Source organism: Flavobacterium sp. KMS (assembly GCF_000813005.1).
In the GTDB taxonomy this organism is placed as follows: domain Bacteria; phylum Bacteroidota; class Bacteroidia; order Flavobacteriales; family Flavobacteriaceae; genus Flavobacterium.
The window spans coordinates 33,027-47,809 of sequence record NZ_JSYP01000001.1; the positions used below are offsets into that span (position 1 = coordinate 33,027).

Annotated in this window: 12 protein-coding genes; 6 read left to right on the plus strand and 6 right to left on the minus strand. The window is 34.0% G+C overall.

The window, feature by feature from the left end:
- The first annotated feature begins 40 nt into the window (after window positions 1-40).
- From OA93_RS00125 to OA93_RS00145, 5 genes are all read left to right on the plus strand, one after another.
- On the plus strand, window positions 41-1,267 hold the full coding sequence (locus tag OA93_RS00125) for a voltage-gated chloride channel family protein (protein WP_039111059.1): 1,227 nt from the start codon (window positions 41-43) through the stop codon (window positions 1,265-1,267).
- Between the two features lie 245 nt (window positions 1,268-1,512).
- On the plus strand, window positions 1,513-2,517 hold the full coding sequence (locus tag OA93_RS00130; RefSeq protein ID WP_039111060.1) for a bifunctional oligoribonuclease/PAP phosphatase NrnA: 1,005 nt from the start codon (window positions 1,513-1,515) through the stop codon (window positions 2,515-2,517).
- 6 nt (window positions 2,518-2,523) lie between these two features.
- Window positions 2,524-3,171: a gliding motility-associated peptidyl-prolyl isomerase GldI gene (gene gldI / locus OA93_RS00135; RefSeq protein WP_039111061.1), complete on the plus strand. Its 648-nt coding sequence runs from the start codon at window positions 2,524-2,526 to the stop codon at window positions 3,169-3,171.
- 23 nt (window positions 3,172-3,194) lie between these two features.
- Window positions 3,195-4,289 (plus strand): peptidylprolyl isomerase, encoded by a 1,095-nt coding sequence (locus OA93_RS00140; protein WP_039111062.1) that lies wholly within the window; start codon window positions 3,195-3,197, stop codon window positions 4,287-4,289.
- A 39-nt stretch (window positions 4,290-4,328) separates the two neighbouring features.
- On the plus strand, window positions 4,329-5,540 hold the full coding sequence (locus OA93_RS00145; RefSeq protein WP_039111063.1) for a peptidylprolyl isomerase: 1,212 nt from the start codon (window positions 4,329-4,331) through the stop codon (window positions 5,538-5,540).
- Between the two features lie 72 nt (window positions 5,541-5,612).
- Here the strand turns inward: OA93_RS00145 and OA93_RS00150 are convergent, their stop codons facing one another.
- Together OA93_RS00150 and OA93_RS00155 are read right to left on the minus strand one after the other, a co-directional pair.
- Window positions 5,613-6,056, minus strand: a complete 444-nt coding sequence (locus tag OA93_RS00150) for a hypothetical protein (protein ID WP_039111064.1) — start codon at window positions 6,054-6,056, stop codon at window positions 5,613-5,615.
- A 907-nt stretch (window positions 6,057-6,963) separates the two neighbouring features.
- Window positions 6,964-9,300 carry a GH92 family glycosyl hydrolase gene (locus tag OA93_RS00155; protein ID WP_039111065.1) on the minus strand — a complete coding sequence of 779 codons (2,337 nt, stop codon included), beginning with the start codon at window positions 9,298-9,300 and terminating at the stop codon, window positions 6,964-6,966.
- 243 nt (window positions 9,301-9,543) lie between these two features.
- Between OA93_RS00155 and OA93_RS00160 the strand changes: the two genes are divergently transcribed.
- Window positions 9,544-10,164, plus strand: coding sequence for a hypothetical protein (locus OA93_RS00160; RefSeq protein ID WP_039111066.1), 621 nt, complete (start codon window positions 9,544-9,546; stop codon window positions 10,162-10,164).
- A 602-nt stretch (window positions 10,165-10,766) separates the two neighbouring features.
- Here the strand turns inward: OA93_RS00160 and OA93_RS00165 are convergent.
- From OA93_RS00165 to OA93_RS00180, 4 genes are all read right to left on the minus strand, one after another.
- Complete coding sequence (locus OA93_RS00165) at window positions 10,767-11,363, minus strand: GNAT family protein (RefSeq protein ID WP_039111067.1); 597 nt, start codon at window positions 11,361-11,363, stop codon at window positions 10,767-10,769.
- Between the two features lie 45 nt (window positions 11,364-11,408).
- Window positions 11,409-11,765 carry a hypothetical protein gene (locus OA93_RS00170; RefSeq protein ID WP_039111068.1) on the minus strand — a complete coding sequence of 119 codons (357 nt, stop codon included), beginning with the start codon at window positions 11,763-11,765 and terminating at the stop codon, window positions 11,409-11,411.
- A 174-nt stretch (window positions 11,766-11,939) separates the two neighbouring features.
- Complete coding sequence (locus OA93_RS00175) at window positions 11,940-13,118, minus strand: AIR synthase related protein (RefSeq protein ID WP_039111069.1); 1,179 nt, start codon at window positions 13,116-13,118, stop codon at window positions 11,940-11,942.
- A gap of 155 nt (window positions 13,119-13,273) precedes the next feature.
- Window positions 13,274-14,764 (minus strand): carboxypeptidase regulatory-like domain-containing protein, encoded by a 1,491-nt coding sequence (locus tag OA93_RS00180; RefSeq protein WP_039111070.1) that lies wholly within the window; start codon window positions 14,762-14,764, stop codon window positions 13,274-13,276.
- Between the last annotated feature and the right edge of the window lie 19 nt (window positions 14,765-14,783).

The following is a 14,783-nucleotide window of genomic DNA, read 5'->3' on the forward strand; positions in this document are numbered from 1 at the left end:
ATTATATTTGTACCCACACAAGCACAGTTAACCTTCTTTAATGAATTTAAAAGCAACTATACTTCTCATTCTCAAATGGATTTTCATTTGTGTTTTAATAGGTGTTTTATCGGGATCTGCTTCGGCGTTTTTTTTAATTACTTTAGAATTTGTTACTCAATATAGAATCCTACACGATTGGATTATCTGGCTTTTGCCAATTGGCGGATTACTTGTAGGTTTTAGCTATTATTACTTAGGGAAAGATGTTGTAAAAGGCAATAATTTATTGCTCGAAGAATATGAAAATCCTAAGCAAATTATTCCGCTAAAAATGGCCCCTTTAGTTTATTTTGGAACTATAATCACTCATTTATTTGGTGGTTCGGCTGGTCGCGAAGGTACTGCAGTACAAATGGGCGGTGCAATTGCTGATCAATTTACCCGAATCTTTAAACTTGATAATTCTGAAAGAAAAACATTAATTATCTTAGGGATTAGTGCTGGTTTTGCTTCTGTTTTTGGAACACCATTAGCTGGTGCTATTTTTGCCCTTGAAGTTGTATATTTTAGTAAAATTAACTTAAAAAGCATTTTGCTTTCTTTTTTAGTGGCTTACGCAGCTTATTTTACTGTCGAAATTTGGCAGGTAAAACACACTCATTATAGTATTCCGCTTGTGCCGGAAATCACCGCGACTAATCTATTTTATACTTCAATTTGTGGAGCTTTATTTGGGTTTGCTGCTTTATTATTCTCCCGTAGCACACATTTTTGGGGTTCGTTATTCTCTAAAACGATAAAATATCCTCCACTTCGTCCTTTTGTTGGCGGAATCATTCTGGCAATTGCTATTGCTGGTTTCGGATTTTCAAAATTCTCAGGATTAGGAGTTCCAGTAATTGTTGACGCTTTTACAAATACTAATGCCTGGTATGATTTCTTACTCAAGATTCTCTTTACCGGATTTACTTTGGGTGCTGGTTTTAAAGGCGGAGAAGTTACCCCCCTGTTTTTTGTAGGCGCAACTTTTGGTAGTGCTTTATCTCTCATTGTTCCTATGCCGATTGCGCTTCTTGCCGGAATGGGTTTTGTTGCCGTTTTTTCTGGTGCAACCCACACTCCTATTGCTTGCACCGTTATGGGAATAGAACTTTTTGGTATTGAAAGCGGAATTTTTATTGCCATTGCCTGTGTTATAGCCTACTTATCATCGGGTTCTGTAGGCATTTACAAATCGCAAATTGTAAGAGGTCCTAAATATGATTTGTATCAGAAATGGTTTTGATATAGCATTTAGTTACAGTATGCAGTTGCAGCTCTCAGTACCAGTCTCAGTTTTCAGTTGCGATTGCAGTTAAAAAATCAAATCTAAAGTTGTTCACTGAAAACCGCAACTGCGACTGAAAACTTAAAGTTATAAACTAACAACTATAAACCAACAACTATCAACTAAAAATAAGAAGATATAAAAGCATGTTAATGTCTAAAATGTTTTCAGGTTTACAGTAAAAAAATGTAAATTCGCACACTATGAAAATACAAGACATTCAAGCCATAAAGTTGTTACTTGCAACTCCCAAAAAAATTGCCATAATTCCGCACAGAGGTCCCGATGGAGACGCCATGGGCTCAACCTTAGGTTTATACCACTTTTTATTAAAAAACAATCATGAGCCAATTGTAATTGCTCCGAATGATTTTCCAGATTTCCTTGCTTGGTTACCAGGTTCTGAAACTGTAAAAGTATTCGAAAAAGATATCGATAACTGCACTAAAATTCTTGAAGAAGCTGAGCTTATTTTTACGCTAGATTTTAATGCTTTACATCGCACTGGCGAAATGGAACATACTTTGGCAAAGCTAAAAGCTCCATTTATAATGATTGATCATCACCAAAAACCTGATGATTACTCCGCTTACACCTATTCTGATACTTCGTTTGGATCGACTTGTGAGATGGTTTATAATTTTATTTCTTTCTTAGACAAAAAAGAAGATTTAGATAAAACTATCGCAACTTGTATCTATACTGGAATTTTAACCGATTCTGGTTCTTTCCGTTTTCCTGGAACAACTGGAAACACGCATCGTATCATAGCTGAGCTTATTGATTTGGGTGTCGAAAACACGCAGATTCCGATTTTGCTTTATGACAACAGTTCTTACAGTCGCTTGCAATTACTTGGAAGAGCACTGCAAAACCTGAAGATTTTAACTGAGCATAAAACTTCTTATACTTCTTTAACTCAAGCCGAATTAGATGAGTTTAATTATGTAAAAGGTGATACTGAAGGAATCGTAAATTACGGTTTAAGTATGAAAGGTATCGTTTTTACTGCTATATTTATTGAAAATAAAGACGAGAAAATAATCAAGATTTCTTTCCGTTCTCAAGGTGGTTTTGATGTAAATGAGTTTGCTAGAGCTCATTTTAATGGTGGCGGACATAGCAATGCTGCTGGAGGAAAATCAGTTGATTCGATGGAAGAAACTTTGAAAAAATTTGAAGATTTAGTAACCAAACTAAAAATATAACCTACCATGAACTATCCTAAAATATTTGCTTCAGCTATTGTTTTAGCCATTTTAGTTTCGAGCTGCAAGCAACATGAAGATGCCAGAAGACCCATTTCTATTTCTTCGGGAACTTTCATGAAAAAATCTATCGAGCGAAATAAAAAACTTGTAGCTACTGAAGAAGAACAAATTAAGGCTGTTATAAAAAACAATCCTAAAATAAAATATATTGCTTCGACAAAAGGATATTGGTATGCTTACGAAAACCAAAATACTACAGATACTATAACTCCTAAAAAAGGAGATGTTGCTTTTTTTGACTATGAAATAAAAGACTTAAAAGGAAATGTTATTTATAGTGAAATGGAATTAAGACCTCAAACTTATTTTGTAGATAAACAAGAAATCATGATGGGGTTGCGCGATGGTATTAAATTAATGCACAAGAATGAAACTGTAAATTTCTTATTTCCATCTCATATGGCTTATGGTTATCATGGTGATGAAAAAAGAATTGGAATTAATCAGCCTTTAATCTGTACGGTTACGTTACACAATTTTGTTCCTGAAACTGCTTATAGAAGACAAATGGAAACAAAAAAACCAAAATCTGAGACTCCTAAACCTACAACACCTGCAGCTCCTGCAATAAAGAAAGATTCATTAAATTAATAAAAACAACTAATATTTTTAAAATGAAAAAAAGCCTCATATTATTATTACTTGCAATTACAACTCTTTACTCTTGTAAAGACGAACATAGCAATTTACCTGATGGTTTATATGCCGAAATTGAAACAAATAAAGGAAATATCATTGTTGAATTAAATTATCAAAAAGCGCCTATTACTGTAGCCAACTTTGTAACGCTTGCAGAGGGTAAAAACGAATTTGTTACTAATCCTGAATTAAAAAAGAAACACTTTTTTGACGGATTAAAATTTCATAGAGTTATCGAAAGTTTCATGATCCAAACTGGGGATCCATTAGGAACTGGTTCTGGAGATACTGGATACAAATTTAAAGATGAGTTTAGCGATTTAAAATTTGACAAAGGTGGTGTTCTTGCAATGGCAAATAACGGACCTGCTACAAATAGTAGTCAATTTTTTATCACGCATGTTGAGACTCCTTGGTTAGAAGGAAAACATACTATTTTTGGTCATGTTGTAGACAAAGGAATGGAAGTTGTTAACCAAGTTAAACAAGATGATTACATCAAGAAAGTAACTATTATCAGAAATGGCGAGGCAGCTAAGAAATTTGATGCTGTTAAGGTTTTTCATGATTATTTTTCTGCTGAAGCGAAACAAAAAAGCGAATTTGAATCTAAATTTAAAGGAGTTCGCGACGAGAAATTAGCTTACTACGCTGGTTTAAAATCAAAAGCTACAAAAACTAGTTCAGGTTTAGAATATGTAATTACTGAAAAAGGTTCAGGTAAAAAACCTGCTGCCGGAGCACAAGTTTTTATACATTATGCTGGTTTTCTAGAAAACGGAACTTTATTTGATACTAGTATAGAAAATGTAGCTCAAACTTTTGGGAAATTTGACGCAGCCAGAGCTGAAGCTAAGCAATACAACCCAATACCATTTCAAGCTGGTAGCAAAGAAGGTATGATTCCTGGTTTTATCGAAGGTATCGAGAAACTTTCTTTTGGAGATAAAGCAGTACTTTTTATCCCTTCTCATTTAGCTTATGGACAAGCTGGTGCAGGAGGTGTAATTCCGCCAAATGCAAATATTATATTTGAAGTACAGTTGTTGGAAAAAATGCCACAACAATAAGTTTATTTTAGAAATTAACAGATTTTAAAATCGAATAAGATGAAATTAAAAATTCTATTTTTATTTTGCTTGGGTGTACTTAACCTACAAGCGCAGACTAAAAAGCCTGTTCCAGGCAAAAAAACAACAATTACAAAAGTTGAAACTAAGCCTTCTGTTAACGAAGGAATTTTTGCTACAATTGCAACAAAAAAAGGGAATATCGTATTGCAACTAGAATACATAAAAGCTCCTATTACCGTTGCTAATTTTGTATCATTAGCAGAAGGAACTAATCCTTATGTGACTATTGATAAATTAAAAGGAAAACCTTTTTATGATGGTTTAAAATTTCATAGAGTTATTAATGACTTCATGATTCAAGGTGGTGATCCTGACGGAAATGGTTCTGGTGGTCCTGGATATGCATTTAAAGATGAGTTTGTATCTGATCTTAGATTTGATAAAGGCGGAATTCTTGCAATGGCAAATTCTGGTCCAACTACAAACGGAAGTCAATTTTTTATCACTCATAAAGAAACACCTTGGTTAAACGACAAACACAGTATATTTGGTCACGTTGTACAAGGAATGGATGTTGTTAATCTTATTCTTCAGGATGATGTAATGCTTACTGTAACGATTACTCGTAAAGGAGCTATGGCTAAGAAATTTGATGCTCCAAAGGTATTTGCAGCTTATTATGAAAACAAAGCTGAAGATGCTAAAAAACAAGCTTTAATTGAGGCTGAAAAGACTAAACAAGCACAAGCTGCTGCTCTTGAACAAGAACGTCTTTACAAAGAAAAATATGCGACTGTAATTGCTGCTAAAAAAGCATACCTAGAAACTGCTAAAGCAACTGCAACAACTACTCCATCTGGTTTAAGTTATAAAGTAATTCAAAAAGGTACTGGAGAAAAACCGGCAAATGGTGCTACTTTCTATTTTAAGTATGCAGGATATTTTGAAGACGGAACTCTTTTTGATAGTAGTATCGAAGAAATCGCTAAAACTTACGGAAAACATGATACAAATCGTGCCGCTCAAGGAGGATACCAAGCATTTCCTTTTCAGGCTGGTAAAAAAGACGGTATGATTCCTGGTTTTATCGAAGGTTTAGATCTTATGTCTTATGGTGAGAAAACAGTATTCTTCCTTCCTTCAAAACTTGCTTATGGAGAAAGAGGTGCAGGTAATGTGATTCCTCCAAATACAACGCTTGTTTTTGAATTGGAAATCTATAAAGATCAACCAACACCAAAACAATAATTTCCATAAATTATATATCATAAAAAAAACCGATAGTTACAACTATCGGTTTTTTTTATACTCTATTTTATTTTATTTTTTAGCTGGAAACTTCCAATCGAATTCATCTTTATTATTGATGATTGCTCCGATTTCAAATTTTACTACTTCTTCAAATTCTGTCTGGAAGATAATCCAGTTTTCTTCGTTAAAGTAATTCTCGAAAGTATCAAACTCTTCTTGTGTGAATTTTGTAATTTCTTTGGTTGCCAAATCTTTTTTTACATCAGCAATTTTTCTTCCTATAATTTTAAAACCAAAGATCTCTAAATCTGGACTTGATGCCACAATATAACCCAATTTTAAAGCTTCTTCCTGATAGAATGTCAATCTTATTTTATGCTTGTTGTAAGCAAAAATTACATTATCATCTTCGTCTTTATAGTTTCTATCTGGTTTACCATAAATAGCTGTAACATCGTTCTGTTTCATACCGAACAACAACTTGTCTATTCCGTTTTTTGGATTTATTTTCATGTGTCTCTTTCTATTAATTTAAAAGGCAAATTTCGTGAAGTTTTTTACAAACTGCATTATGTTTCTATTTTAATTCAATAAAAAATTAAAGACAAGAAACCGAACCATTAAGAAATTAAGGAAAATTAAGAGCTACCCTCAAATCTTCTTAGAAATTCTATTCCTGCAAGGCTTTTTTTAACCTTGTAGGTCTAAATTTAATACCTAACAATGTAAAAAAATTCTCCTACCCTTATCTAACTCTTTATTAAATCACAATAAAGTAAGTCCCAGTGGGACGTTATATTTATAGAAATTTTAATTATTTTTTAAAGAACCCCATCGGGGTGACATGCTTCACAATTAGAAAATAATCGTAGGTATCGCTCCGCTGGAGCTTTTACAGCAAGAACGTATATATTAGCTATAAACATTTCGCTCCGCTGGAGCTTATAGAGTATTTACTCAATATTTTTTTATACCAAAAAAATCTGCTACTCTAACAATAACAAACAGGCGAAGTAAATCTGTAATAAAAAAAAAAAACTTGACCTCATAAGTCTTAATACCTACAAGGTCATAAAAGACCTTGCAGGACAACTGCGAACGCGAACCACCTAATCAATTAATTATCTCACACTTAAAAGCTTTACACTCTCTGCATAAAACCTTTGAATCTTTAAATTTTTGAACCTTATAAAATTAAAGATAAAAAAAATGAACCATTAAGAAATTAAGGAAAATTAAGTGTTATCCTCAAATTTTCTTAGAAATTCTATTCCTGCAAGGTTTTTTCTTGATCTTGCAGAATGATAACGTAAAACTTCTATTCTACACTAAAATAATATAAACGGTTAAAATGCTTTTTAAATTCATCTGTAAAACCTTTGAACCTTTGCGACTTAGAACCTTAGTACCTTAGCCTCTTTTATAGATATATTTTCTTATTTGGCTTACTACTCATATAAAATGTAATCTTTCCTCCGTTTACAATATCACTGTGTTTTATAACAGGACTTGTTAATGGTTTTCCGTTTAAAAGCACTTTACTCACAAATACATTTTTATCGGATTGATTTACTGTAGCAACTTCAAATGTTTTTCCGTTTTCAAGATTAAAAATAGCATTTGCTACTAGCGGGCTTCCTAAACTATAATCTTCTGATCCTGGTGCTACGGGATAAAATCCTAGACTGCTAAAAATATACCAAGCACTCATTTGTCCAAAATCATCGTTTCCTCCTAATCCGTCAGGACCATTTTTATACATTCTTTTAAGAATCATCCTGATTTTATCTTGCGCTTTCCAAGGAGATTTTGTCCAATTGTATAAATAAACTACGTGATGCGAAGGTTCGTTTCCATGCACATAATTCCCTATTATTCCCTCTTTGGTAATATCCTCAGTATTTTCAAAATATTTATCTGGTAAGTGCATAGAAAAAAGAGAATCTAACCTTCTTGTAAAAGCATCTGCACCATTCATCATTTTTATCATTTCAGCAGGATCTTGTGGCACATACAAACTGTAGTTCCAAGAATTTCCTTCGATGAATCCTTGCCCATGTGTGTCTAATGGATCAAACTCTTTCTTGAATGTTCCATCATCGAGTTTGGGTCTCATAAAACCTGTTTTGGCATCGTATACATTTTTATAATTTGTTGCTCTTTTAGAGAACTCGTTGTAGATATCTTCTTTCCCTAACTTTTTTGCTGCTTGTGCAATTGCCCAGTCATCATAAGCATATTCTAAAGTTTTAGATACCGATGAACCATTTTTGTCTTCTGGAACAAATCCTTTTTTCATATAATACTCTAATCCGTCATAATAGGGAACTTTAGCTGTATTTACAGTTGTAAGAAGTGCTTTATCTACATCAAAATTGGTGTTACCTTTTACTATCGCGTCTGCAATTACCGAAACGCTATGATACCCAATCATACACCAGTTTTCATTGGCATAATGTGACCAGATTGGCAGCATTTTATGAACACTCTGATCGTAATGCGCCAACATAGAATTAATCATATCGGAGTTTCTTTTGGGCTGAACCAGATTAAATAAAGGATGTAAAGCTCTATAGGTATCCCATAATGAAAAACTTGTGTAGTTCTGGAATGTAGTTGCTTTATGTATGTTTCCGTCTAATCCTTTGTAGTTTCCGTCTGTATCCATATATACCGTTGGGCCTAAAAATGCATGGTACATTGCGGTATAAAAATTAACCATGTCTTCTTTTTGGATGGTTTGTACCTGAATTTTATTCAGTTCTTTGTTCCAAACTTCCTGACTTTCTTTTTTAACTCTTTCAAAATCCCAATCCGGAATTTCTGCTTTCATATTTGCCAAAGCTCCTTGGGTACTTACTGGAGAAATAGCAAATTTTATTTTGACTTTTTCATTTTCATTTGTATCAAAATCAAAGTATAATTTTAGGTTTGCTCCTGCCATTTCTGGGAAGTTTTTGGTTTGATCAAATCTGCTCCAAAAACCTTTATACACACTTTTTTCGGGTGTAGCTTGTCCGTATCCTTTTATTGGCTTACTAAATGACATTGCAAAATATACTGTTCTTGTTCTTGCCCAGCCATTTGTTTGGCGATATCCTGTAATTAAAGTGTCGTTTTCTACGCGAACAAATGTCCAGACATTCTTTTTATCATAATTATAAATTCCTGCTGTAAGATCTAAGATTATATGCGCTTGATCTGATTTTGGGAATGTATATTGATGCATCCCAACTCTGGTTGTTGCAGTAAGTTCGGCTTTGATATTATGATCTTCCAGGAGAACACTATAATAAGCTGGTTCTTCTTTTTCGGTTTTATGCGAGAATACTGATCGATATCCTGTTTCAGGATGCGCTGCTGTACCAGGATTTAACTGTAATTTTCCTGTTGTAGGCATAATAAGGAAATCTCCTAAATCGGAATGCCCTGTTCCGCTAAAGTGGGTATGACTAAACCCTACAATCGTTTTATCTTCGTATTGATATCCTGCACAATATTTGTAAACATCTTTATTATACTTACCATTTGTTGCGTAAGGAATTGTATCGGTTTCAGGACTTAATTGTACGCTCCCAAAAGGTACTGTTGCGCCTGGATATGTATGCCCCATCATGGCAGTTCCTATCATAGGATCTACATATTGAACTAAATCTTTGAGTTTATTAGTTTTTTCCTGCCCAATCATTTTATGTGTATGACTGAGCATTAAAACTGATAATCCGAAAAGGAAACTTTTATAATTTACAATATTCATCAGGTCTTTTTTAGTTTATGGTTTTGTGTTTATAGCATTATTCGTTTTTACTAAAACGATTTAATAACAATTTCAGGTTAGAAAATTACAATAAATATTGGTTTTTTAAAAATTACTTTGCGAATTCTATTAATGAAAATTGTTACTGAATTATATTAGCTCTGATATACTATCATATATTCTCTTGTTTTTAATAAGGCTAAAAATGAATATCTTTGAGTATTCAAAAAAGTAATTGATCTCATGAAAAATTTCATTTTATTATTCTTCTTCTTTTATTCTACAATTAGTTTTTCGCAAGCTGTACAAAGCAAAGTATTAAGCCAAACCGAAATAACCGAAAGAGATTTAGATGGTGGTAAATTCCCCATTTTTAGAGCCTATGAATATCAAGATAAAGGTGGTGTTTATGAATTGGTTCTAAGCGAAAACCAAAAAGTAATTTCAGACAAGGATACGCTAAATACCAAAATTGAAGCTGTTTGCTATTTAAACGATCATGGTGGTTATATCGAAAAATGGAAAATAAATGATTTAATTGAAAGTGCCGAAGTTGAAGAAACTTCTATTTGGTTCTGGACAAAATATTGCAGCACACAAGATTTAGACGATGATGGTTATATTGAGCCAGTACTTGTTTATGGCACAAAAACAGATGTTGGTGACTTAAGACGTATTAAAATTATTACTCTTTATAAAGGTAAAAAGTATGTTATACGTGCTGTTGAATGTGACTTAGATTATTGCAGAAGCTTTAAAAAAGATAAAAACTGGAATTCATTACCTACAAAAGTAAAAACACATATTGATAAGCTTGTTGTAAAAATTAGGAAAGAGCAAAATGTTATTCTTGCTGATGGTTAGAAACAAGTTTTAATTGCTTTTTGCTAAACTAAAAAATAACAGATTGATCATAAAAGATGTGGAATAGCCATCGCAAACTTGTCTTTCTGAGGAACGAAGACACGAGCGCTAGCGAACTGGCGAAGCAATCTCCGTAAGAAGCTAACATAAAGTATTTCTAGATTGGCGAGCTACTCGCGGAGATTCTTCGTTCCTCAGAAAGACAATATTGTGGTTGTTTTGTGATAAACTTTGTAAAAAAGTTTTTTAACTATAAACTTAAAATTTTGCTTGCTTTGTGTAAACCATTGCGAACTTTGCGGTTAAATCATAGCAACAATTAAAAAGATAATGGAGTTTCTTACGATTCTTCGACTCCGCTCAGAAAGACAATATTGAGGAGAAGCTTTGCGTGCTTTGCGTAACTCTTTGCGCCCTTTGCGTTTATTTTTTTTGCCACAGATTATGGAGTTTCTCGTGGAGATTCTTCGTTCCTCAGAAAGACAAAATTGAGGAGAAACTTTGTGAGCTTTACGGTTAATTTTTTACCACAGATTAAAAGATTACACCAATTTAAAACCTTTGCAGTTAACCTTCTTAACGAATTACACCAACAACTTATTTTACAGCTTTTTCCTCAAGTTTTCTTTTACCTCATCAAACCATTCTTCTCGCAGAATACTCAAGATAATTGAATCTCGGCGTGCTTCGCTGCCAAAAGTAGGCATATGATTACGTAAAACTCCTTCGACTTTGCAACCGATACTTTTCATGGCTGCGATGCTTCGTTGGTTATTATTATCGGCGCGGAATTCTACTCGTTCCATTCCCATGGTTTCGAATGCGTATTGTAATAACAAGAATTTACAATGTTTGTTTAATCCTGTTCCTCTAAAGGCTGAACCGTACCAGGTATATCCTAATTGCAGGGTTTTAAACTGAAGTTGCATATCGTAAAAACGGGTGCTTCCTGCGTATTTTCCTGATTTTTTATCAAAGACTATAAATGGGAATTCTATTTTCTTTTCTCTTGCTTTTAAGGCAATGTCTATATAGTTCTCTAGGTTTTCTTTTCCGTTGGCACGAATTAACGAATATTCCCAGGTATTGGGCTCGTTGATAGAAATTTCTAATAAATTCTCTACATCGGTTTTTTGTAACGGACGTAATAAAACTAAGTCGTCTTCGAGTACTATATTTTCAGAGAAATTGAAATCCATTTTGTAAAAAAAATAATTTTATAATCTATTTAAAAACTCTTTTTGTTATTCGCTCATTTCGTCGTAACGCTCTGGAACTTGCGGGTCGTAAAGCGGACATTTAAATTCTTCTAAGGCACCTACCAGAATATCCATGGCTTTTCCTTGGGTTCCGTAACAGTCTATTCTAACGCTTTGCGGTGTAGTTATAACTTGAAATGCTCCTTTTCCTTCGTTGTTTTTCCAGCTATTATCATCGACTTTTTCCCATTTGGAAAACAATGAACCTATCCTGTTTAGGATTACAGTAACTGGAAGTTCCTCTAAACCGTCGACTTCCTGCTCTTCGATAAGTGCTTCGTAAACTTCGTGATGGTTTAAATAAATTCCTTCTGAGTATCTCCAAAAAAGTAATTCGTACATGATAACGTGATTTTTAGCCCCGATAGTAGCGACATCCTTTTTGGGCGGTGTTCGCCCGAAAAGATATAGCGGATAGCGGGATTAGCTCCTAAAAAAGCTATTATTTTAATGATGTCTTTAATATTAAAAGGCAATGTTAGACGCACTGCGGTGCGTCTCTACTACCTTAAAATATTAATATTCGAATGTACCGTATTCGCTGGTAATTGTCAGTTTCTTATCGTCGGCTGCTTCTACTCTTCCTACGATTTGTGCATCGACATTAAATGATTTTGAAATAGCAATTATGTCTTCTGCAAGTTCTTCGGGAACGTATAATTCCATACGGTGACCGCAATTAAATACTTGGTACATTTCTTTCCAATCGGTTTTAGATTGTTCCTGAATAAGCTGAAACAATGGTGGAACTGGAAATAAATTGTCTTTTATAATGTGCAAATTCTGTACAAAATGAAGGATTTTTGTTTGTGCTCCTCCACTGCAATGTACCATTCCGTGAATTTGTTCTGGTGTATATTTATCTAATATTTTCTTGATAATTGGTGCGTAGGTTCTTGTTGGCGAAAGCACCAATTGTCCTGCATCTATCGGGCTATTCTCGACAGCATCGGTAAGTTTTACTTGTCCTGAATAAATTAGTTCTTCGGGAACTGCTGCGTCAAAACTTTCTGGATATTTGGTTGCCAGGTATTTACCAAAAACATCATGACGTGCAGATGTTAGTCCGTTGCTTCCCATACCACCATTATAGCTTTTTTCGTAAGTTGATTGTCCAAATGAAGCTAACCCTACGATTACATCGCCTGCTTTGATGTTGGCATTATCTACTACTTTTGAACGTTTCATTCTTGCTGTTACAGTAGAATCTACGATTATGGTACGAACGATATCGCCCACATCGGCAGTTTCTCCTCCTGTAGAATGGATGGTTACGCCAAAGGTGTCTAGTTCTTTTATTAATTCCTCGGTTCCGTTTATGATTGCTGAAATTACTTCGGCTGGAATTAGGTTTTTATTTCTTCCGATTGTTGATGAAAGTAGGATATTATCGGTTGCTCCTACGCATAACAAATCATCTATATTCATGATTAATGCATCTTGTGCAATTCCTTTCCATACTGATATATCGCCTGTTTCTTTCCAGTACATATATGCCAAAGATGATTTTGTACCTGCTCCATCGGCGTGCATGATAAGGCAATAATCCTGATCTTGGGTTAAATAATCTGGGACGATTTTACAAAATGCTTGTGGAAACAATCCTTTATCAATATTTTTTATGGCGTTGTGTACGTCTTCTTTAGATGCCGAAACTCCTCTTTGTGCGTACCTTTTGCTAGAATCTGAACTCATGAAATTAGTTTGTGTTGTTGATGTGGTGCAAAGATAACCAGTTTTTTTAATTGTTGGGTTTTATGGCTGTCTGAAACATAAAAAAATCCGATAAGTTTGAGACTCTTATCGGATTTTTAGAAAAAAGTGTTTGGAAATCTAGATCCATACCACGCTTATTTCCATTCGGGCATTGATGCGTTTTGAAATAGTGTGGTTCTTGACGATGCGGAACCACTTGCACTATTAACACTTACTTTTTGTACATTTTGTGCTGATAATCCATCATTGGATGTATTTACAAAAATAACTTCGGCTTCATTTGGTGAGAATTTCACGTCTAAATCGTTAAAACCATTCTGTTTTTGAGTTGTTAATTCTGCTGCAGTATTGTTGGAACGTGTGTACATGAAAATTCGGGAATCTAATCTTCGGTATGTTGTGTTTTCAAAACCGGAAACGTCTCTTGTAAAAATCACTTTCTGATTATCTATAGAAATGTTTAATCCGCTTGTTGCACCACTTAAACCTGTTTGTATTGTATATAAAACTGTTCCCGCCATATCTATCACATAAATTTCTACATTATATCCTGATCTGTCGTTTACTTTTAATGCTATTTGTGATCCGTCCTGACTCCAATCGCATTCGGATATAAATTTTCCGTTTGGTGTTTGAAATAACTGAATGAGTCCTCCTCCATCTGAATCTATACGATATAGTTTATCAAAATTTGGATAAATTATCTGACTTCCGTTTGTGTTCCAGCAGTAATTTACATACTCCATATTAAATCCTGCAACGGGTACAAAATTTGTAACTCTAAATACTCCAGATCCATCCGGGTTCATCGTATATATCTGACTCTGAGAACCATCAGAACTAAGGTACGCAATTTTATTTACACTTAGGTTTTTTCTTGGTCTAAAACTATTAACAGTTGATGATGTTAGTTGTAATTGATTCCCTGCTTCGTCTGCGGTGTAAATTACGTTGTTATTATTTATTTTTTTGACAAATAAAAATCTTGGATTTGGAAATGCCAATGTTGTAAATGAATTGGTTACACTATTAGTTGGTTTATTAATTCCGTCTGAAACGGCTACCTGCCAATAGTATTTTGTACTATAGTTTAAATCTTTTATCGCCAGCGTTTTTTCTTTAAGATCTGGATATGTTTTAATCTCATCGGTCGTTCCATTTTTTAAGGTAACGGTATAAGTTAAAGAATCAGATTCTTTATCGGCTGCTGTCCAGGTTAGATTTAAATTTAACGGTTGGTCTTTTGCATTATCTACTGGAGCTGTTAAAACCGGAATATCTGGCGGTTTGTTGTTTGCTGTAGAAATTTGCAATTCGAATATAATTTGTATTGTTGCATCGGCAGTAACTTTTCCGGGTTCGAATCTGGCAATATAACCGTCTTTTTGAGCCTGAAAGGAGTAATCTCCAACCAACACTTTCTCTAAAGTAAAATAACCGTCTTTATCTGTAAATACCGTACTTGTTGCAGGGCTCGAAGATATTCGTACATTTTCGATGGGAGTAAATGTTCCCGATTCGACTACTCTTCCTTTTACAGTTCCACTTGCTCCATCCTCTAGCTGTTCTTCACTACAAGAAATCAAAAGAATAAAACACACTAAAATTCTTAATCCTATTTTCATTTGTAGATTTTATTTTGTT

Coding starts and splice junctions, on each gene's coding strand:
- OA93_RS00125 (WP_039111059.1), top strand. CDS start 41: ATGAATTTAAAAGCAACTATACTTCTCATTCTCAAATGGATTTTCATT.
- OA93_RS00130 (WP_039111060.1), top strand. CDS start 1,513: ATGAAAATACAAGACATTCAAGCCATAAAGTTGTTACTTGCAACTCCC.
- gldI (WP_039111061.1), top strand. CDS start 2,524: ATGAACTATCCTAAAATATTTGCTTCAGCTATTGTTTTAGCCATTTTA.
- OA93_RS00140 (WP_039111062.1), top strand. CDS start 3,195: ATGAAAAAAAGCCTCATATTATTATTACTTGCAATTACAACTCTTTAC.
- OA93_RS00145 (WP_039111063.1), top strand. CDS start 4,329: ATGAAATTAAAAATTCTATTTTTATTTTGCTTGGGTGTACTTAACCTA.
- OA93_RS00150 (WP_039111064.1), bottom strand. CDS start 6,056: ATGAAAATAAATCCAAAAAACGGAATAGACAAGTTGTTGTTCGGTATG.
- OA93_RS00155 (WP_039111065.1), bottom strand. CDS start 9,300: ATGAATATTGTAAATTATAAAAGTTTCCTTTTCGGATTATCAGTTTTA.
- OA93_RS00160 (WP_039111066.1), top strand. CDS start 9,544: ATGAAAAATTTCATTTTATTATTCTTCTTCTTTTATTCTACAATTAGT.
- OA93_RS00165 (WP_039111067.1), bottom strand. CDS start 11,363: ATGGATTTCAATTTCTCTGAAAATATAGTACTCGAAGACGACTTAGTT.
- OA93_RS00170 (WP_039111068.1), bottom strand. CDS start 11,765: ATGTACGAATTACTTTTTTGGAGATACTCAGAAGGAATTTATTTAAAC.
- OA93_RS00175 (WP_039111069.1), bottom strand. CDS start 13,118: ATGAGTTCAGATTCTAGCAAAAGGTACGCACAAAGAGGAGTTTCGGCA.
- OA93_RS00180 (WP_039111070.1), bottom strand. CDS start 14,764: ATGAAAATAGGATTAAGAATTTTAGTGTGTTTTATTCTTTTGATTTCT.